Consider the following 18,235-nt stretch of genomic DNA (forward strand, 5'->3'; position numbering starts at 1 on the left):
CGCGAGCGGTTCCGCATGCTGCACACGCGCTCAGCGCGTTACCCCCGTAGGCCGCCGGCCCCGGCCCTCTCCGGCTTCGCGCGGTGCGCGTTCTGCACCCAGAACTCATTCAGCACGATCCACTCACCGAGCCCCGATTGGTACGGCACAGCCACCGTCCCCAGCCGCGGAGGCCGGGCCGGGTCACTCTGCGGACACAGCAGCCACAGCGCACGCCCACCACCCCGCGACCGCTCCGCCAGCCGCTCCAGTACACCCATCGCGTCGTACCGGGCGAAAACCCCTGCGTCCGTCAGCAGCAACGGAGCAGCCGGCCCGCCCCCGCCGTCACTGTTCCCAGAGCCCGTGCCCCCCGGCACCAGCAGCTCCCCGATCCGAGGCTCCACCAGTCCCCACGCCGTCCCCGCGTACTCGGCGAACTTCATCGCACCCGGCGTACCGGCCTTCGCCACATCCGCACGCAGGATCGTCTCCCACGTGGGCTTGGGCCGCGGGTCGACCAACTCGTGCAGCGCCCGCACGAACAGCTCGGCCACCGACACCACGACGGCCCCGCCGGCGAAGTCATCCCGCCCAAGCTCGTCGATCGCATCCCGTGCCCATTCGGTCGGCACCGTCAGTACGCGGAAGCCGTCCCGCCGCGCCGAGGCCTTCAGCCGGTCCTCGGCTGTGCCCGCCGCCGCGAGTTCCGGGTCGTCGGAGTAGCGGTGCGCGGAGACGGTGCCCGTCGGCTGCCGTCGGGCGTCCGACGACAGATAGGTCGACGCGCCATCCGGACTGCTCGGCAGATACCGCAGCGTCCCCGTGCTTCTACGCGTCGACAGCACCAGCCCGAAACCGGCGTCCTTCAGGGCCTTCGTCAGCGGACCACCGGTAGGCAGGGCATGGCCGCCGCGCTCGTTCAGCAGCTCCGGAAAGCGGGCCCGTACCCGCTCGTGGACGTCGTCGGCCGTCAGACCCGGCTGCTCGGCCTCCGGCAACCCCGGGATGAGCGGTACCAGGCCGGCCTGGGTGAGGCGCAGCGCGCGGACCAGCGGCAGCTTGCGTGGATAGATTTCCAGGCGGGGCGTCGCGGCGGCATGGCGGGAGGCGGCCACCGCGATCTCCACCAAGCGCCGGTCGTCCCACTGCACGGCCGCACTCGGCGGGGGAACGGCACCCAGTTCGGCCACCACGGTCGCAGCCGTCGGCAGGGTGTCGAGCTTCGACATGTCGTCGGCGATACGGCCGAGCCTCTGGGCGTAGTGGAGCAGGCCCGGCGCCGACGGTGTGTCCGGCGCGTCTTCCGGGCCCACCTCCAGCGCCAGCAGGCCCGCGCCCATGCTCTCGTCGGCCGCGTCGCGGTTCGGGGCGTGCTGGAACTCGGCCTCGTCCGGGACGAGTTGCTCGACCTCCACCACGGCCCGTACGGCGGCCAGGGCCAGCGCCCGGCGCTGATCGCGCTCCTGGAGCTGGGTGCCGCGCCGCACGGTCAGCGCGTCCGCGATCTCCGCCGCCGAAGCGACCCTTCCCAAGTCGTGGAGGAGGTCCAGGACCTCGGCGCGCAGCGCCCGTACCGCAGGGTGCTTCTTCCAGCGGGTCCGCTGGTTCTTCAGCATCTGAGGGATGCGGCCCCGCGACAGCCCGAGCGCGTGCGCGACCTCCGTCTGTGTCGGCCAGACCCCGACCTCCGACGGCAGCACGCCCTGCTCGTTGGGCAGCCGCAGCAGCAGCCGCACCATCTCGCACTCGTTGTGGTTCGAGCCGTCCTTGCGCAGCGGCGGCACGAACACCGTGGCGAGGGTGTCGAGGCTGACGCTGCGCAGCGCTCGTTCCGGCAGCGAGTCCGCACCGGCACCGCCGTTCGCCGCCACCGCACTGGCCGCCGCAGCCTCGGCTGCCGACAGCTCCTCCTTCGCGGCCTTGCGGCCCTCGGGGGTGAGCGGCGCGGCGGGCTTCTCCGCGAGCTTGAGCCGCCACTGCTTGATGCGGTTCAGGACCTCTTTGCGGGTTTTGGCGCCGAGACCGGGGGCGTTGACGAGCTGGCGCTGGCTGTAGTCGAGCAACTCGCCGACGGTGTTGACCCCGAGGCCGTACACGAACGACTCCGCGGCCGGGCTGAGGCCGGACGACGAGATCAGGGTGTCCCGGTCGACGCGCTCCGCCAGCCGCTCGCGCTGCTGCTCGGCGCTCTCCTCCTCGGCCTCCGGGATGGCGGCATCCGGAGTGGACTGCGCCGCCTCGCCCTGTGCGGGGGACGCCGCGTGCCGTGACGGGCGGCGGGATGAGGGCTTCGCCTCGTCCATGGCGAGGAAGATCTTCTTCCAGGCGTCCCGCATCGGCTTGAGGTCGGGGAAGCGCTGGGAGGCGTCCCGGTGCAGAGCCTTGTGGAAGAAGGCGACCAAGCCGTCCCGTACAGCCGGATCGAAGGCGTCGGCGGCGATTCTCGGGTGCGGCTCCTTCTCCGGGTCGGTCTGGCGCGGCGAAACCTTGCCGTCGCCCCAGACCGGGAGCTCTCGGGACGCCATCTCGTGCAGGGTGACGGCCAGGGCGTACCGCTCGGCGTGGGCGTCGTAGACCGAGCGGTCGGTGAGCGTGCCGATGAACGGGTCCAGGTAGCCGTCCGTGCCCGCCGCGGTCTCGTTCACCGGGTAGCCCGCGAGCGAGAAGTCGATCAACACGAGTTCGCGGGTGCGGTTCGGGCGGATACGGATCGCGATGTTGTCCGGCTTGATGTCGCGGTGCCACACGCCCTCGCCCTCGAGGAAGTCCACCGCGCCGAACAGGTAGTCGCCGTACGCCTCGAGCTGGTCCACGGACAGGCGGCCGAACTCGCGTAGCTGCCGGGCGACCGTCTCCTCCCGGCGCCGACGCTTCGCGCCCGGTGTGGACGGCTCGGCGCCCTCCTCGCGTTCGTCGCCCACGTACTCCATGACCAGGACTGTGCGGGGCCCGATGCGCAGTGGCTCCGGCTCGACCAGCCGGATCACACGGGAGTCCGGGCGCAGCCGCCCCAGGATCTCGGCCTCGCGGCGCAGCACCTCGCCGCGGCTGTCCGACGTCGCGACCTTCAGTACCGCCAGCGACTTCGAGAAGCGCACCTCCGGGCCGGCGGTCAGATCCCGCACCAGGAACGCGCGGCTCGTGGAGCCCGTACCGAGGCGGCGCCTGACCTCCCAGCGACCCGCCAGCACATCGCCCGCGACCGCGTCCAGCGGATCCTTCTCGGGTGCGGCCGGACGCGGGGCCTCGTCTGTCACAGGCTCGGTCAGGTCAGCCTCGACGACCTCCAGCATCTCCAGGAAGTCGTCCACCGATGAGAGCCGGGCGGAGACGTCGTAGGCGGTGGCCGCCTGCACCAGCTCGTCGATGTACGGGGAAAGGCCGTCCACGACGGAGCTGGGGCGCAGTCCCTCGCCCGCCTCGTAGCGGGCCACCAGTTCGGCCTGGCTGGCGCCTGGTGGCCTGCCGGTGGCCAGGAGATAGGTGAGCACGCCGAGTCCGTACACGTCCAGGGCGACCGGATCGGGCCTGAGCGCGGTCAGCTCCGGGGCCAGATACGGGTCCGCGCCCTCGGCGAGATGCGCGCCCGCGCGCGAGAAGGTCGTGGGGGCGAACCGCTCGCCGTTGCCGACCACACCGTGCTCGGAGCTGCGCTGGACGGCGACCTGCCAGTCGGAGATCTGCAGGTGCGGGCTGGACCAGGCGCCGGTCTCGCTCTCGGCGTCGCCCCGGGGGGTACGGCCGCGCGGGATGACGTGGACCGCGCGGGCCGCCAGGGTGCGGTGGAAGATCCGTCGGCCGTGCGCCGAGCGCACCGTCTCGGCGAGCTGCCGCACCAGCGCCATCCGGCTGAGGATGTCCAGCTTCTCGCCGTACTGGATCAGGTACTCGTCCAGGCGCAGGGTCCGTGGATCGAAGTCGAAGATCAGGGCAGGGCCGGCGGAGTGGCCGGAGGGGTCGTACTGCTTGAGCTGGACGACACCGGGATGCCGGAAGTGGCGCAGCACAGCGGCTTCGCGGCGGGCGGCGCGCTCGACGGATGCCCGCAGTTCGGCGTCCGAGCCGCGCTCGCGCAGATAGACACGGACGCGGGCGGCCTCCGGCAGTTCACTGTGCTGGGCCAGGTAGTCGGCCCAGGTCGGGCCCGAGTCGAACGACTTCCGGCTGAGAAGATAAGGGCCGACCTTGTACTCGGCGTCGCTGCGCGCGATGCCGATGCGCTCCATGGCCGCCTTGATCCGGCGCGACCGCGCGGCGTCGATCCGGCGGTACTCGTCCTTCGGCGGCTCCTTCAGCATCTCGGCCAGTTGGTGGACGGTGAAGACGCCGTTGCGGTCGTGGGCGGGCAGCCGGTTGCGCAGGGACGAGTCGGTGAAGCACACGGCCTCCGAGACCCAGACCTTCTCGCCGTGCTGCTTGAGCAGCGCCGCCAGTTCCTTGGCCTTCTTGTTGGCCAGGTGCAGCGGGTTGCCGTGGGGGATCTGCCGGCCGCTGGGCTGGGTCTGCAGCCAGGTGCCGTTGCGGGACTCGACGGAGCCGTGCCAGTCCTTCAGCTCGATCAGGTGGACACCGCCCGGGGCGATCACCAGCAGGTCCACTTCCCGAACGTGGCCGGTGTGGGCGGTGAAGGTGAAGTTCGACCAGGCCCGCCACGGGTCGTTGTCCGGAAGCTTCTCGCGGATGGCCTCCAGGCCCCGGTGCTCATGCTGGAACTCGGAGTCGGTGACCGAGGTCCACCGGCCGTCCCGCATGTGTCATCCCCGCTTCGTGTCGCTCTGTACCGATTGCTGCTGCTCAGGCAGCAAAATCCCCGGCTCAGATCGTAGCGGCTGGGGCACGGAAGGCGCTGCCTGGCGTCAGTGATCGACCCTCGGCACGGGAGCGCCCGTTCCGCCGCTAGAGCGGAGCCGCTTACGACTGCTCGTCCAAATCCCCGACAGGCCACCCTCGTTAGTATGAAAATCTGATCACTATGGGGAATGAGCATGGTGACCGCCCGGGCTTCGAGGCCGGCGCAGTAACGGACAATTGGGATGGCGTGGATCCCGTCGGGGAAGCTGAGGCCTCGGTGCAGTGGGTACTGCAGCCCAGGGGCGGGCCCAGTCTCCGCGGGCCTCAGAACTTCGACCGTTCGATCCGCAAAGGCATCCTGCTCGCGGAGTATGAGCACGTCCTGGGCGAGGACGCGGTACCACTCAAGCAACTCTTTCCCGACGGGGTGGCGCAGCTGTGGGGCGCGACGCCTGTCAAGAAGGAAAGCCATCCCAAAGGCGCCGCATTGCGAGGGCAGAAGGTCGGCGACGAGGTGTTGTTCTACGCCGAGAAGGAGTTCATCGCCAGAGCACGCATTCTGAGGCTGCTCCGCAATCCGGAATTGGCCAGAGCCATCTGGGGGCGGCTCGAGGACGGGCGGACCTGGGAACACATCATGGCCCTGGGTGATGTCGTGGAGTTCAAGATACCGGCGGCCCCCATCTTGAGCGCGCTGGCCCTGGGTAAGGAGGTGCGCTACCTCACACTGGTGCGGGCTGCGGAGCGGCGACGACACCTTGGGCTGCTGAACAGACTGGTGCGCGGGGACGTAACCGCCGTAGGCCGACCCACGAGCGGAGAGGCTGCTGTGTCGGCGGCAGTCAAGCTGGGGCGCGAGGGGCTCCTTAGTGCCCTCGGGACCTTGGACGCCAGCTTGCCGGAGGAGTCGAGTACCCACCACGGATCACTGACGTTGTTGTGGTCGATCAGTCGTCTCATGTCGGGGCAGAGCCGCCTTGTGCCATGGCACGACTTCAAAGCCGAGATCGGTCCACTCCTGCTGGAGTTCGGCGGCTCTGGGACCGAAGCGGCACCTGAGAACCCGTTTCGGCACTTGCGGAGCAGCGGACTGTGGGAGGTGGAAGGAGCAGAGGGCGACGGGCTAGACGCGGCATTGGCGGTGGCCTCGGCTGAGTCTGGAATTTCGGCAGGGCTTCGGCCCGAGGTGGCGAGGCTTCTGAAGCAGCCGCGCACGCGTGCTGAAGCGATCGGCCTGCTCTGCACCACCTACTTTCAGGATGTCGACCAGGAGGCCCTGCTGACGCGCCTTGGCCTGGCCGGATACGCCCATGCCAGCGGAAACACAGGAGAGGAGGCCGAGGGGCGAGACGACGCGGATGAGACCACTGGGCGCGGAACGCGTCGACCGGTTAATTCGTCCCGCCCCGATCGCGATCCCCACCTCGTCGAGAAGATCAAGCTGCTCTATCAGCACGAGTGCCAGGTATGTGGGATTCAACTGGAGACACGTTTCGGTTATTACAGTGAGGCTGCGCACATCCAAGGTCTGGGAACCCCACACGACGGACCAGACAGACTGTCCAATATGTTGTGTCTCTGCCCCAACCATCATGTCCAGTTCGACAGGCTCTTCCTCTTCATCGACGAGGAGTGGAACGTGCGGCGGAGCAGAGACGGGGAACTCGTCAGTTCTCTGATACGCCATCCCGAGCATGTCATCGACGAAGGATGCGTCGAATACCACAGAGGGCTTTGCGGCCGTAGTCGCTACACTTTTGGCTCGGGCTGACGCTTCAGCGAGGTCGGCGCTCACCGCCTCGCTGCGTAGGGCGCCGACACGACCTGCGCGACCACCACGACACAGAATCGCCATTCCCCTCGCGACATCCGGTGATCAGTGCGATGGACATGGCGGGTCCGCTTGTGCTGCCTGCGCGAGGGACCGTCGTGTCACCCGCTCCAGATGCCGCCCAAACACCTCCCGGGCCTCCGGCGTCAGCGTCCGCAGCGCCATCAGTGCCGTGATGACGACGTCGCACAGCTCCGCCTGCACGTCGTCCCACGTGTGGGTCACGCCCTTGCGCGGGTTCTGGCCGGTCGCGCCGATGACCGCCTCGGAGACCTCGCCGACCTCCTCGGACAGTTTGAGGATGCGCAGGAGGAGGCCCTCGCGGCCCTCGGCCGGGCGGTGGTGGTCGAGCCACTCGGACAGGGTGTCGATCGTGGCCCACAGGTCGGGCACGGGCGGCGTGTGATCACTCATGGGCGGCAGCCTGCCACGAGGGTCCGACAGTGCCCCCGGGCCCGCTACTCCAGGTACTCCTCCTCGAAGAGCGGGTCCTGCTCGCCCTCCTTGGCCTTCCTCAGGCGCCTCGCCCGCGCGCCGATCACCAGCACCGTGCCCGCCGCCGTCGCCGCGAACGCCGCCGGGAGCATCCAGCTGCGGTTCACCGCGTGGCCGAGGAGGTGGTCCAGTGAGAGGCGGCCCGGGCCGGTGACGGCCAGGCCCGCCGCCGTGAGGGCCAGCGTCGCCGCGTACTCGTAGCCGCCCTCCTGGGCGAAGAAGCCGTTCGGGGTGTGGACCGCCGCCGCCCCCGCCATCGCGCCGGCCGCCGCCGCCCCGGCCGCCGGGGTCGCCAGGCCCAGCGCCAGCAGCGTGCCGCCGCCCGTCTCCGCCAGGCCCGCCGCCGTCGCGCTCGCCTTCCCGGGCACGTAGCCGACGGACTCCATGAACTGCCCGGTCCCCTCGATGCCGTGGCCGCCGAACCAGCCGAACAGCTTCTGCGCGCCGTGGGCCGCCAGGACACCGCCCGTCCCCAGTCGCAGGAGCAGCAGTCCCAGATCACGTCGGTCGTAGCGCGTCACGTCGTCTCCCGGAGCGGGCAGCAGGAACAGGAAAGGCCGCGTGCGAAGGCACGCTCCACCGCGGCCTCGTGCGCAGCACTCCTCCACCGTGGCACCGGCGGCTCCGGGCGACATCCGGCGGCGCCGCGGGGAGCGCCGTTCGGGTGGTACGGGTGGCGGGCCGCGGCGGGTGGGCCGACGCTGGCTCGTATGACGATCCAGACCACGCGGCTCAGCGACCCGGCCGTCCGGGCCTTCGTCGCCGCCGTCAACAACCACGACCGCGACGGCTTCATGGAGCTCCTCGCGCCGGGCGCCACCATGGCGGACGACGGCACGGACCGGGACCTCGCCGAGTGGGTCGACCAGGAGATCTTCTCCTCGCGCGGCCACATGGAGGTCGACAACGAGTCCGACGGCGGCCGTTCGCTCATCGCCCGCTACAGCAACGACACCTGGGGCGAGATGCGCACCCGCTGGAGCTTCACCGTGGACGACGACGGCCGCATCTCCCGCTTCGAGACCGGCCAGGCCTGACGGCCGGCCGTTCGCCGCCGGCCCCCGAGGGGCCAGGCGTGGTGACGGCCGCACCCGTCACCAGGGCCCCGCCCCCCCCCCGGGCCGACGTCCCCTCCCGCAAGGCCCGCTCCCCTCGGGCCTTGTGCGGCAGTCGTTCCACGCGCACCGGTGCGCACTCCGCGATCCCACGCGGGTCCACCCCCACCCGGTGCCGTGGAACGACTGCCGCCTCCCCCCTGGATGTGGCCAGTGGAAGCCCTCTGCTCCAAGTGTGAAGCTTTGGTGTAGGAGAGTTGAGCATAAGCGCCCGACCGGCCGCAATAGTCCGGACGTTCCTATTCCGTTTGTGCAAGTTGACGCGTTGACTACCGGTGTTCGCGCTCAGCCGCGTCCGACGAACGGCATCGTGGTCGCCAGCACGGTCGCGAACTGCACGTTCGCCTCCAGCGGCAGCTCCGCCATGTGCCGCACCGTGCGCGCCACGTCCGCGACGTCCATCACCGGTTCCGGGGCTACTTCCCCGTTTGCCTGGAGCACTCCCGCCCGCATGCCGGCCGTCATGTCGGTCGCCGCGTTGCCGATGTCGATCTGCCCGACGGCGATCCCGTACGGCCGCCCGTCCAGCGACAGCGACTTCGTCAGGCCCGTCAGGGCGTGCTTGGTCGCCGTGTAGGCCACCGAGTGCGGCCGGGGCGTGTGCGCGGAGATCGAGCCGTTGTTGATGATCCGGCCGCCCCGCGGGTCCTGCTCCTTCATCTGCCGGTACGCCGCCTGCGCGCACAGGAACGCCCCGTTGAGGTTGGTGTCCACCACGTGCCGCCAGGCGTCGTAGGGCAGTTCCTCGACGGGCACGCCTCCGGGCCCGAACGTGCCGGCGTTGTTGAAGAGCAGGTCCACCCGGCCGAACCGCCCTACCACGGCGTCGAACAGGGCGGCGACGTCCTCGGGGCGTGAGACGTCCGTCCGTACCGGGAGGGCCGTGCCCCCGGGTACGAGGGCCGCCGTCTCCTCCAGCGTCCCCGTGCGACGGCCGGCCAGCGCCACCGACCAGCCCGCGCGCAGCAGTTCCACCGCGACCGCCCGGCCGATGCCCGAACCCGCGCCCGTCACCACCGCGACTGCATTCTCCTTGGCGTTCATGGGGCCGCAGCGTAAAGGAGGGCCCGCCGTCCGGAACTCATCCGCCCGCCATGTGAATGCCGTGTACGCGTCAACCCAGTGTCGTCCCCGGCCACTGCAATGCCCCCTGCAGCCATTCGCCAGGGGAGGACCGGATGACACCCGCAGCACACCCGTCCCAGCACGCCCCCGAACTCCGCGCCGCCGCCCGCCACATCGGCCGCCGCCGCTTCCTCACGACCACCGGCGCCGCCGCCGCGCTGGCCTTCGCGACCAACCTGCCCGCCCCCGGAGTCGCGGCCGCCGCCGAACTCGACGCCGCGCGGATCACCGACGACCCCTTCACCCTGGGCGTCGCCTCCGGCGACCCGCAGCCCGGCTCCGTGATCCTGTGGACCCGCCTCGCGCCCGCCCCCTTCCAGGCCGACAGCGGACTGCCCGCCGAACGCGTCACCGTGCACTGGGAGCTGGCCCACGACGCACGCTTCCGCCGCATCGCCCGGCGCGGCACCGCCACCGCCCACCCCGAGTTCCACCACACCGTCCACGTCGAGGTCGGCCACCTCGCCCCCGGCCGCGTCTACCACTACCGCTTCCGCGCGGGCCGCTGGACCAGCCCGGCCGGCCGCACCCGCACCGCCCCCGCACCCGGCAGCCGCGTCCCGTCCCTCACCCTGGCCGCCGTCTCCTGCCAGGCCTACCACGACGGCTACTACACCCCGTACGCCCATCTCGCCGCCGACGACGTCGATCTCGTCCTCCACCTCGGCGACTACCTGTACGAGTACGCCGTCGACGCCGCCGGCGGGCAGCGCAAGTACACCGACCGCACCCTGCCCGGCCTGTTCAACCGCGAGACGCTGACGCTGGAGGACTACCGGCTGCGCTACGCCCTCTACAAGTCCGACCCGGACCTCAGCGCCGCCCACGCCGCCCACCCGTTCGTCGTCACCTGGGACGACCACGAGACCGAGAACAACTACGCCGGCGACATCCCCGAGAACGGCGTCCCGCCGGAGGAGTTCCTGCTGCGCCGCGCCGCCGCCTACCGCGCCTACTGGGAGAACCAGCCGCTCCGGCGGCCGCAGCGCCCGGCCGGACCCGACATGCGGCTCTACCGCCGCCTGACGTGGGGCCGGCTCGCCCAGTTCGACGTCCTCGACACCCGCCAGTACCGCTCCGACCAGGCCTACGGCGACAACGCGCACGTCCCCGGCCCCGAGTCCGACGATCCGGCGCGCACCATGACCGGCGCCGCGCAGGAGCGGTGGCTGCTCGACGGCTGGCGCTCCTCGCGGGCGCTGTGGAACGTCGTACCGCAGCAGGTCCTCTTCGCCCGGCGGAACATGGACACCACCACCCCGGCCCGCGTGTCGATGGACGCCTGGGACGGATACAGCGCCTCCCGCCGCCGCGTGCTCGACGGGGCCGAGGCCGCCGGCGTGAAGAACCTCATGGTGCTCAGCGGCGACGTGCACTCCGCCTACGCCTTCGACATCAAGGACGACTTCGACGACCCGGCCTCCGCCACCCTGGGCACCGAGATCGTCACGACGTCCGTCTCCAGCGGCCGGGACGGCGCCGACAAGCCCGCCACCTGGGACACCTACATGTCCGCAAACCCGCACCTGAAGTTCTTCAACGGCCGGCGCGGCTACGTCACCGTCACCCTCGGACAGCGCGCCGCACGGGCCGACTTCAAGACCGTGCCGTACGTGACCAGGCAGGGGGCGCCGGTCACGACGGCCGCGTCGTTCGTCACGGAGGTGGGGGCGCAGGGGCTCAAGCCGGCGTGAGGTCCGACGGCACGTCACCCGCCGGCGTCTCGCCCGGGTAGCGGACGCCGACGCGGTCACGGATCGTGTCGAGCGTCCGCATCACCGCGAGCGTGCCGTCGAGCGGGACCAGCGGGGACTCGGTCTCACCGGCGCGCAGGGCCCGCATGACCTCCAGCGCCTCGTGGCGCATGGTGTTGCGCGGGCCGTCCACCGGGTCGGCCGTGAACTCCTCGGCGTCCCGGCCGTCCCGGTGCAGGACGAACCGATCCGGGGAGAAGAAACCGTGCGGGACGTCGATACGGCCCCGGGTGCCGCTGACCGAGGCGGAGTTGGGCGTACCACCCACGATGGAGCTGTGCACCGAAGCGAGAGCGCCGCTCTCCCAGGAGAGCACCGCTGCCGTCTGCAGATCGACGCCCTCCTCCGAGAGCACCGCTCGCGCCGCGACGTCCGACGGCTCCCCGAGCAGCAACTGCGCGAACGACACCGGGTACACGCCCAGATCGAGCAGCGCGCCCCCGCCCAGCTCCCGGCTGCGCAGCCGGTGCGAGGGCGGGAAGGGACCCGCCAGCCCGAAGTCGGCCTGCACACTGCGCACCTCACCGATCGCCCCGTCGTCGACCAGCGCCTTCAGCCGCCGCACCAGCGGGTTGCAGTACATCCACATCGCCTCCATCAGGAAGCGCCCGTGCTCCCGCGCCAGCGCGACGAGTTCCTCCGCCTGGCGCAGGTTCAGCGTGAACGGCTTCTCGCACAGCACGTGCCGCCCCGCCGCCAGACACAGCCCGGCCGCCGCCCGGTGGGCGGTGTGCGGGGTCGCGACGTAGACGACATCGATGTCCTCGTCCTGCGCGAGCGCGCTCCAGTCGCCGTAGGCCCGGGGTATCCCGAACCGCTCCGCGAAGGCCTTCGCCGGTTCCGGCGACCGCGACGCCACCGCCACGACCTCCGCGTCCGGCAGGTCGATCAGATCGGCGGTGAACGCCGCCGCGATCCCGCCGGTCGCCAGGATCCCCCACCGCACCGTGTCCGCCGTCATACCGCCCCGCCTCCACCTCGTGACCCCGAGCACTGCGTACGAGCTGAGAGCATAGGTGGCGATCGACGTATCGAGGGAGGGACTCATGCCCGAGGGTGGGGCGTCCATATCGAAGTCCGCGCAGGAGGCCGCCGCCGGGACGGAGCGGCCCGACCGGACCCCGCACCGCCGCACCGGGCTCCTGGTCACCTTCCTCCTCGGAAGCCTGACCGCCGTACCGCCCCTGGCCATGGACATGTACCTCCCGTCCCTGCCGGAGGTCACCCGCTCCCTGCACGCACCCGCCGCGACCGTCCAGCTCACCCTCACCGCCTGCCTCGCCGGCATGGCCCTCGGGCAGCTCGTCGTCGGGCCCATGAGCGACCGGTGGGGGCGCCGCCGCCCGCTGCTCGCCGGACTCGCCCTCTTCGTCGCCGCCACCGTGCTGTGCGCGCTCGCCCCGAGCGTCGAGACCCTGGTCGCCTTCCGGCTCGCGCAGGGCCTCGCGGGCGCCGCCGCCATCGTCATCGCCCGCGCCGTCGTCCGCGACCTCTACGACGGCATGGCCATGGCCCGCTTCTTCTCCACCCTCATGCTCATCTCCGGAGTGGCCCCGGTCGTGGCCCCGCTGATCGGCGGTCAGATCCTGCGCGTGACGGACTGGCGGGGCGTGTTCGCCGTCCTCACCGTCATCGGCGTACTGATCGGCGTCCTCGTCTGGACCCGGCTGCCGGAGACCCTGGAGCCCGCCAAGCGGCACGGCGGCGGCGTCGGCGAGGCCCTGCGCGCGATGCGCGGCCTGCTCGCCGACCGCGCCTTCACCGGCTACACGCTCACCGGCGGCTTCGCCTTCGCCGCCCTCTTCGCCTACATCGCCGCCTCCCCCTTCGTCGTCCAGGAGATCTACGGCGCCTCCCCGCAGACCTTCAGCCTGCTCTTCGGCGTCAACTCGGTCGGGCTGGTCGTCGTCGGCCAGATCAACGGCAAGATCCTGGTCGGCCGGGTCAGCCTCGACCGGGTGCTGGGCATCGGCCTCACCCTCGTCATCACCGCCGCCGGCGCGCTGCTGCTGATGTCCCTCGGCGTCTTCGGCGAGGTCGGCCTCGGGCCCGTCGCCGTCGCGCTGTTCGTGCTGATGTCCGCCATGGGCATCACCCTGCCCAACACCCAGGCCCTCGCCCTGATGCGCACCAAGCGCGCCGCGGGCTCCGCGTCCGCCCTGCTCGGCACGGCCTCGTTCCTCATCGGCGCGGTCGCCTCCCCGCTGGTCGGCGTCGCCGGCGAGGACACGGCCGTCCCGATGGCCGTCGTCCAACTGGCCGCCGCCCTGGTGGCGCTGGGCTGCTTCACGGGAATGTGCCGACCCTGGAGGACGGAGAGCAGGCCCACGAGCGCGGCGGCCCCGACGGCGGCCCCGGCGGAGGGAGCGGAGAGCTGAGCGCACCGAGACTGCGCGACGGCACGCCGGAACGCGCCGGACTCGACCCCGCCGAGCTGCGTCACCTCGTCCGGGAGGTCCACGTCCTCACCACGGGCCGGCGCCCCTGGGCGCCGGGCGCGGTCCTGGTCGTCGGACGCGGCGCCGTGATCGCCGTCGAGGAGGCTGCGGGCTGGGCCGTCCGCTACGCGGCCTACGACCCGGCCACCGACGCCGGAGTCGAACTGCCCCCCGGGCAGCGGGTCCCCATGACCACCGGCACGCCCTTCGACCTGGCCTCACTGACCAAGCTGTTCACCTCCGTGGCCGCCGTGCAGCAGATCGAGCGCGGCACGCTCGGCATCGACGCGAAGATCGGGGCGTACCTGCCCGACTTCACCGCGGCCGCCCGGCACGGCATCACCGTCCGGCAGCTGCTCACCCACACCTCCGGCCTGCGCCCCGAACTCCCGCTGTACGACTGCGCCGACGACGGGCAGCGCCTCGCGATGCTCCAGGCCGAGGCGCCCGCCGACGCGCCCGGCACCTACCGCTACTCCGACCTGAACATGCTGCTCCTCCAGCACGTCCTGGAACGCCTCACCGGCCGCACGCTGGACGTCCTCGTCCGCGACGGCATCACCCGCCCGCTGGGCATGACGGCGACGGGCTTCGGGCCGTGCCCGGGCGCGGCGGCGACGGAGGACCAGCGGCGCCCCTGGGCCAAGGCGGACCGGGGGATGCTGCGGGGCGAGGTGCACGACGAGAACGCCTGGGCGCTCGGGGGAGTGGCGGGCCACGCGGGCCTGTTCTCCACGGGCCGGGACCTGGCGGTGTTCTGCCGCACCCTGCTCGCCGGCGGCTCCTACGGCCCCGCCCGCATCCTCGGCCCCGACTTCGTCGACCTCCTCTTCACCCCGCCCGGGCTGGGCTTCTCGCTCGACCAGCCGTGGTTCATGGGCGACCTGGCGGGACGCGGGGCGGCGGGGCACACGGGCTTCACGGGCACGTCCCTGGTGCTGGACCGGGCGACGGACACGTTCCTGATCCTGCTCACGAACGCGGTCCATCCCCGCCGGCGCCGCCCGGACAGCGCGCCCAGGGCGGCGGCGGGGTCGAGGGTGGCGCGGGCGGTGCGGTGATTTTTGGAGGGGTGGGGGCGGTGTGGGGGTGGGGGCGGTGTGGCGCTGGGGGTCGGTGTGGCGTGGGGGTGGGGTGAGAGGTGAGCACTGCTCTCTCGGTTGACCACCGCTCTCTTGGTGGAGCGCCGCTCACTTCGAGAGCACCGCTCTCCGAGTTGAGCACCGCTCACTTCGAGAGCACCGGTCTCCCGGTTGAGCACCGCTCACTCGGTCGAGCGCCGCATTCGCCCTGAGCACTGCTCTCGCAGTCGAGCGCTGCTCCCTCGGTCCGAGCGCTGCGCACTTCGAGAGCACCGCTCTCCGAGCCGAGCACCGCTCGCACCGAGAGCGCCGCTCTCCCAGCCGAGCACCGCTCACTCCGAGAGCACTGCTCTCCCGTTCCGCCCCGCCTCGTAGAATCGCCGGGTGAACGTCCCCGTACTCCCGGCCGAGAACCTCCGCTCCGCCCTTGCCGGTCTGCTCGACGGTCTTCCGCCCCGGCAGGCCGCGCAGGCCGTCGAGCGGCTGATCGCCAACTATCGCGGGGCCACCCCGACCGACGCCCCCATCCTTCGCGACCGGGCCGACGTCGCCGCCTACGCCGCGTACCGCATGCCCGCGACCTTCGAGGCCGTGCGCTCCGCGCTGGAGGCGTTCGTGGACGCCGTGCCCTCGTGGGCGCCGGGCGGGCACACCGACGTCGGGGGCGGGACCGGGGCCGCCGCGTGGGCCGTGAGCGCGACCTGGGACGGGGAGCGACCCGTCACCGTGCTCGACTGGGCCGAGCCCGCCCTCGCCCTCGGACGGGAGATCGCCGAGGCCAACCCCGCCCTGCGGGACGCCCGCTGGCAGCGCTCTCGTATCGGAGCGGCGCTCACACTCGAGAGCACTGATCTCGTCACGGTCTCCTACGTCCTCAACGAGCTGACCTCCGCCGACCGCACCGCTCTCGTCGACGCCGCCGCGTCCGCCGCCCGAGCCGTCGTGATCGTCGAACCCGGCACCCCGGACGGCTACGCCCGGATCATCGAGGCCCGGGACCGGCTGATCGCCGCCGGTTTCCACATTGCCGCGCCCTGCCCGCACAGCGCCGCCTGCCCCATCGCGCCCGGTTCGGACTGGTGCCACTTCTCCGCCCGGGTCAGCCGTTCCTCCCTGCACCGCCAGGTCAAGGGCGGCTCCCTCGCGTACGAGGACGAGAAGTTCAGCTACGTCGCCGCGAGCCGCCTCCCCGTCGAGCCCGCGCCCTCCCGGATCGTTAGGCGCCCGCAGATCCGCAAGGGTCAGGTGCTGCTCGATCTGTGCGAGAAGGATCCCTCCCTGCGCCGCGCCACCGTCACCAAGCGCCACGGCGACCTCTACAAGTCCGCCCGCGACGCCGACTGGGGCGACCCCTGGCCCGACGCCGGCCCGGGCCCCGCCTCGGCCCCCGGCCCGACCGCCTGACCCCGGCCGGACGACTCACGGCTGAGGCCCAGCCCCTCCGACCGCCCCCTCCGCCCGGCCTGGCCCCCGGCCTGCCCCCCGGTCCGTCCAGCGCCGCAGTGTCCCCTCCCCAGGGAGCCCGGTCACGGCGCTCGATCCCGGCTCCCGGTCCGCGGCGGGCAGGTCCACCAGGCCGACGGGCGGCTGCGGGCGGTGGCGGCTCCGGTGCTCGCCCGGCAGGGCACTTGCGCGTCCCGCGGGCCGGGGGAGGCTCACCGGGAGGGTCGCGCCGTACCGTCCGCCTCCTCTTGCTGCTGCCGCTTCTCCTGGAGTTTGCGCAGCAGTTCACGTTTCTGGGCCTGCGGGTCGAGTCCTCCGCCGACCCGCCCGCCCCGGCCGCCGCCCCGCAGGGCCTCGCGGCCGAGGTTCCGGCGCGCACCGCCGACCCCCAGCATGTTTCCGGCTCCACCTCGGGCCATGACGGACTCCTTCCTCTTCCTCCAACAAAACGAGACGTGCCGTCTCGCTAAACCGCTCTCCACTCTCCGCGAGACGCAGCGTCTTGTCAACTGATAAATTCGGCCCCATGGCCGTCCCGAACTCCGCCCAGCCCACGTCCCGTAAGCCCGCCCCCGACTCCACCCGCCGCAGTGAGAGGTCCCGCCGGGCGATCTACGACGCCGCCCTCGCGCTCGTCGTCGAGGCCGGCTACCCGAAGACCACCATCGAGGGCATCGCCGCCCGGGCCGGGGTCGGCAAGCAGACGATCTACCGGTGGTGGCCGTCCAAGGCGGACGTGCTGATGGAGGCCTTCCTCGACCTGGCGGAGCGGTCCACCGAAGAGGCCGGGTCCGTGCCCCACGTCTTCCCGGACACCGGGGACATCGCCGCCGACCTCAAGACGGTCCTGCGCGCCACCGTCGACGAACTGCGCGACCCGAGCTTCGAGGCGCCCTCCCGCGCGCTCGCCGCCGAGGGCGTCGTCAACGAGCAGCTCGGGCGCGAACTCGTGGCCAAACTCCTGCAGCCCTCACTCGACCTCTACATCGGACGGCTGCGTGCCGCCCAGGAGGCCGGGCAGGTCCGCGCCGACGTCGATCCGCGCATCGCCCTGGAGTTCTTCGTCTCGCCGCTCGCCCAGCGCTGGCTGCAGCACACCGGCCCGATCTCCCACGAGTACACCGACACGCTCGTCGACTACGCCCTCCACGGCCTCGCCCCCCGCTGATCAGCCCCCCTGCACGCCCCGCCAGAAGTCACCCCGGACGCCCTGCCGTGCGCCCTGCCGTGCGCCCTGCCGTGCGCTCCGCCGTGCGTCCCGGCGGGCGGCCCGGGCCAGGCGTCCCGGGGCGTCCGTGATGACGCCGTCGCAGCCCAGCCGGAGCACCCGGTCGCGCTGCGCGTCCGTCACCACCGTGTGCGCCCACACCCGCGGGATGCCCGACCGCACCGCCCGCCGCAGGTCCGCGTCGCGCGCCCGGAAGTCGACGTCCAGCAGGTCCACGAACGAACGCCAGCGCTCCGGCCGGTCGGTGCGCAACTGCTCCGCCGAGCGCCACAACTGCGTCAGCAGGCCCAGCCGGTGGACGCGCCGGGCGACTACGGGGTCGTTGGAGTTCACGAACACCGAGCGGGTCAGGCCGCGCTCCTTGATCAGGGCGGCCAGCCGGTCCACGCTGCGCGGGTCCTTCGCCTCCAGCATCAGCACGATCCGCCCGCCGAAGCGATCCAGCACCTCGGCGACCGTCGGCGGCCGCTCCGGGCGCCAGCTCCCCGGCAGCCGGTCCTTCGGGCGCAGCCGTACGCCCTGCCACTCGCGAGTGTCCAGGCCGCGCACCTCGCCGCCGAGGGCGGTGGTGCGGTTCAGCGTCTCGTCGTGGAAGACCACCGGCGTGCCGTCGCGCAGCATCCGGGTGTCGAAGTCGAGCACCTGGGCCGTCCCGCGGGCGTAGGCGGTCATCAGGCCCGTCATGCTGTTCTCCGGGACCTCGCGGGCGCCGCCGCGATGGGCGACGTAGGTGATCCGCGGCAGCGCCGACGCCGTGAGGTGGCCCGTGCCCCACTCCAGCGGGACCGGAGCGCCCCCGGCGGGTCCCGTCAGGGTCAGCGAGGCGAGGGATGCCGCGGAGGCCAGACCCGTCAGCGCGATCCAAGTGACCATGGCGTTCACGGTAGGGCGCCATGTCCTGGCAAAGCAGGCAATGACACCAGATCGCACGAGGAGTGCGTATCATCCCGG

Annotated in this window: 14 protein-coding genes; 7 read left to right on the top strand and 7 right to left on the bottom strand. The window is 72.0% G+C overall.

Annotated elements, in window-relative coordinates:
• Nucleotides 1–38: 38 nt before the first annotated feature.
• Nucleotides 39–4,733, bottom strand: a complete 4,695-nt coding sequence (pglW, locus tag ACFYWG_RS14450; RefSeq protein ID WP_389201469.1) for a BREX system serine/threonine kinase PglW — start codon at nucleotides 4,731–4,733, stop codon at nucleotides 39–41.
• A gap of 221 nt (nucleotides 4,734–4,954) precedes the next feature.
• Here pglW and ACFYWG_RS14455 point away from each other — a divergent pair, with 221 nt between their 5' ends.
• Entirely contained in the window at nucleotides 4,955–6,544 is a 1,590-nt protein-coding gene (locus tag ACFYWG_RS14455; protein WP_389201471.1) for an HNH endonuclease, read from the top strand.
• A gap of 105 nt (nucleotides 6,545–6,649) precedes the next feature.
• On the opposite strand, the gene ACFYWG_RS14460 is transcribed toward ACFYWG_RS14455, so the two are convergent.
• Complete coding sequence (locus ACFYWG_RS14460) at nucleotides 6,650–7,018, bottom strand: MazG-like family protein (RefSeq protein ID WP_389201472.1); 369 nt, start codon at nucleotides 7,016–7,018, stop codon at nucleotides 6,650–6,652.
• A gap of 44 nt (nucleotides 7,019–7,062) precedes the next feature.
• Nucleotides 7,063–7,620: a DoxX family membrane protein gene (locus ACFYWG_RS14465; protein WP_389201474.1), complete on the bottom strand. Its 558-nt coding sequence runs from the start codon at nucleotides 7,618–7,620 to the stop codon at nucleotides 7,063–7,065.
• Between the two features lie 189 nt (nucleotides 7,621–7,809).
• Between ACFYWG_RS14465 and ACFYWG_RS14470 the strand changes: the two genes are divergently transcribed.
• Nucleotides 7,810–8,136, top strand: coding sequence for a nuclear transport factor 2 family protein (locus tag ACFYWG_RS14470; protein WP_383502239.1), 327 nt, complete (start codon nucleotides 7,810–7,812; stop codon nucleotides 8,134–8,136).
• Between the two features lie 363 nt (nucleotides 8,137–8,499).
• Here the strand turns inward: ACFYWG_RS14470 and ACFYWG_RS14475 are convergent, their stop codons facing one another.
• Nucleotides 8,500–9,258, bottom strand: a complete 759-nt coding sequence (locus ACFYWG_RS14475; RefSeq protein WP_385413040.1) for an SDR family oxidoreductase — start codon at nucleotides 9,256–9,258, stop codon at nucleotides 8,500–8,502.
• 134 nt (nucleotides 9,259–9,392) lie between these two features.
• Between ACFYWG_RS14475 and ACFYWG_RS14480 the strand changes: the two genes are divergently transcribed.
• Nucleotides 9,393–11,033, top strand: coding sequence for an alkaline phosphatase D family protein (locus tag ACFYWG_RS14480; protein ID WP_383502245.1), 1,641 nt, complete (start codon nucleotides 9,393–9,395; stop codon nucleotides 11,031–11,033).
• Here the strand turns inward: ACFYWG_RS14480 and ACFYWG_RS14485 are convergent.
• Nucleotides 11,020–12,054, bottom strand: a complete 1,035-nt coding sequence (locus tag ACFYWG_RS14485; protein ID WP_383502248.1) for a Gfo/Idh/MocA family protein — start codon at nucleotides 12,052–12,054, stop codon at nucleotides 11,020–11,022. The genes ACFYWG_RS14480 and ACFYWG_RS14485 overlap by 14 nt on opposite strands.
• An 85-nt stretch (nucleotides 12,055–12,139) precedes the next feature.
• Between ACFYWG_RS14485 and ACFYWG_RS14490 the strand changes: the two genes are divergently transcribed.
• The 3 genes from ACFYWG_RS14490 to ACFYWG_RS14500 all read left to right on the top strand — a co-directional run bounded on the left by ACFYWG_RS14490 (nucleotide 12,140) and on the right by ACFYWG_RS14500 (nucleotide 16,017).
• A complete protein-coding gene (locus tag ACFYWG_RS14490) occupies nucleotides 12,140–13,471 on the top strand; it encodes a multidrug effflux MFS transporter (RefSeq protein WP_389201477.1) in 1,332 nt (443 codons plus the stop codon).
• Nucleotides 13,399–14,592 carry a serine hydrolase domain-containing protein gene (locus ACFYWG_RS14495; RefSeq protein WP_389201826.1) on the top strand — a complete coding sequence of 398 codons (1,194 nt, stop codon included), beginning with the start codon at nucleotides 13,399–13,401 and terminating at the stop codon, nucleotides 14,590–14,592. Before ACFYWG_RS14490 ends, ACFYWG_RS14495 begins: the two co-directional genes overlap by 73 nt.
• Before the next feature lie 405 nt (nucleotides 14,593–14,997).
• A complete protein-coding gene (locus ACFYWG_RS14500; protein ID WP_389201479.1) occupies nucleotides 14,998–16,017 on the top strand; it encodes a small ribosomal subunit Rsm22 family protein in 1,020 nt (339 codons plus the stop codon).
• A 251-nt stretch (nucleotides 16,018–16,268) separates the two neighbouring features.
• On the opposite strand, the gene ACFYWG_RS14505 is transcribed toward ACFYWG_RS14500, so the two are convergent.
• Nucleotides 16,269–16,475 (bottom strand): DUF6243 family protein, encoded by a 207-nt coding sequence (locus tag ACFYWG_RS14505; protein ID WP_383502257.1) that lies wholly within the window; start codon nucleotides 16,473–16,475, stop codon nucleotides 16,269–16,271.
• A 107-nt stretch (nucleotides 16,476–16,582) separates the two neighbouring features.
• Between ACFYWG_RS14505 and ACFYWG_RS14510 the strand changes: the two genes are divergently transcribed.
• Complete coding sequence (locus tag ACFYWG_RS14510) at nucleotides 16,583–17,224, top strand: TetR/AcrR family transcriptional regulator (RefSeq protein ID WP_383502260.1); 642 nt, start codon at nucleotides 16,583–16,585, stop codon at nucleotides 17,222–17,224.
• Here the strand turns inward: ACFYWG_RS14510 and ACFYWG_RS14515 are convergent, their stop codons facing one another.
• A complete protein-coding gene (locus ACFYWG_RS14515) occupies nucleotides 17,225–18,157 on the bottom strand; it encodes a glycerophosphodiester phosphodiesterase (protein ID WP_389201482.1) in 933 nt (310 codons plus the stop codon).
• Nucleotides 18,158–18,235 lie beyond the last annotated feature (78 nt).

This window comes from Streptomyces sp. NPDC003456 (genome assembly GCF_042878735.1).
Classification (GTDB): domain Bacteria; phylum Actinomycetota; class Actinomycetes; order Streptomycetales; family Streptomycetaceae; genus Streptomyces.

Excerpts from the sequence above, each read along its gene's own strand:
- pglW (WP_389201469.1), bottom strand. The coding sequence starts at position 4,733 with ATGCGGGACGGCCGGTGGACCTCGGTCACCGACTCCGAGTTCCAGCAT.
- ACFYWG_RS14455 (WP_389201471.1), top strand. The coding sequence starts at position 4,955 with ATGGGGAATGAGCATGGTGACCGCCCGGGCTTCGAGGCCGGCGCAGTA.
- ACFYWG_RS14460 (WP_389201472.1), bottom strand. The coding sequence starts at position 7,018 with ATGAGTGATCACACGCCGCCCGTGCCCGACCTGTGGGCCACGATCGAC.
- ACFYWG_RS14470 (WP_383502239.1), top strand. The coding sequence starts at position 7,810 with ATGACGATCCAGACCACGCGGCTCAGCGACCCGGCCGTCCGGGCCTTC.
- ACFYWG_RS14475 (WP_385413040.1), bottom strand. The coding sequence starts at position 9,258 with ATGAACGCCAAGGAGAATGCAGTCGCGGTGGTGACGGGCGCGGGTTCG.
- ACFYWG_RS14480 (WP_383502245.1), top strand. The coding sequence starts at position 9,393 with ATGACACCCGCAGCACACCCGTCCCAGCACGCCCCCGAACTCCGCGCC.
- ACFYWG_RS14485 (WP_383502248.1), bottom strand. The coding sequence starts at position 12,054 with ATGACGGCGGACACGGTGCGGTGGGGGATCCTGGCGACCGGCGGGATC.
- ACFYWG_RS14490 (WP_389201477.1), top strand. The coding sequence starts at position 12,140 with ATGCCCGAGGGTGGGGCGTCCATATCGAAGTCCGCGCAGGAGGCCGCC.
- ACFYWG_RS14505 (WP_383502257.1), bottom strand. The coding sequence starts at position 16,475 with ATGGCCCGAGGTGGAGCCGGAAACATGCTGGGGGTCGGCGGTGCGCGC.
- ACFYWG_RS14510 (WP_383502260.1), top strand. The coding sequence starts at position 16,583 with ATGGCCGTCCCGAACTCCGCCCAGCCCACGTCCCGTAAGCCCGCCCCC.
- ACFYWG_RS14515 (WP_389201482.1), bottom strand. The coding sequence starts at position 18,157 with ATGGTCACTTGGATCGCGCTGACGGGTCTGGCCTCCGCGGCATCCCTC.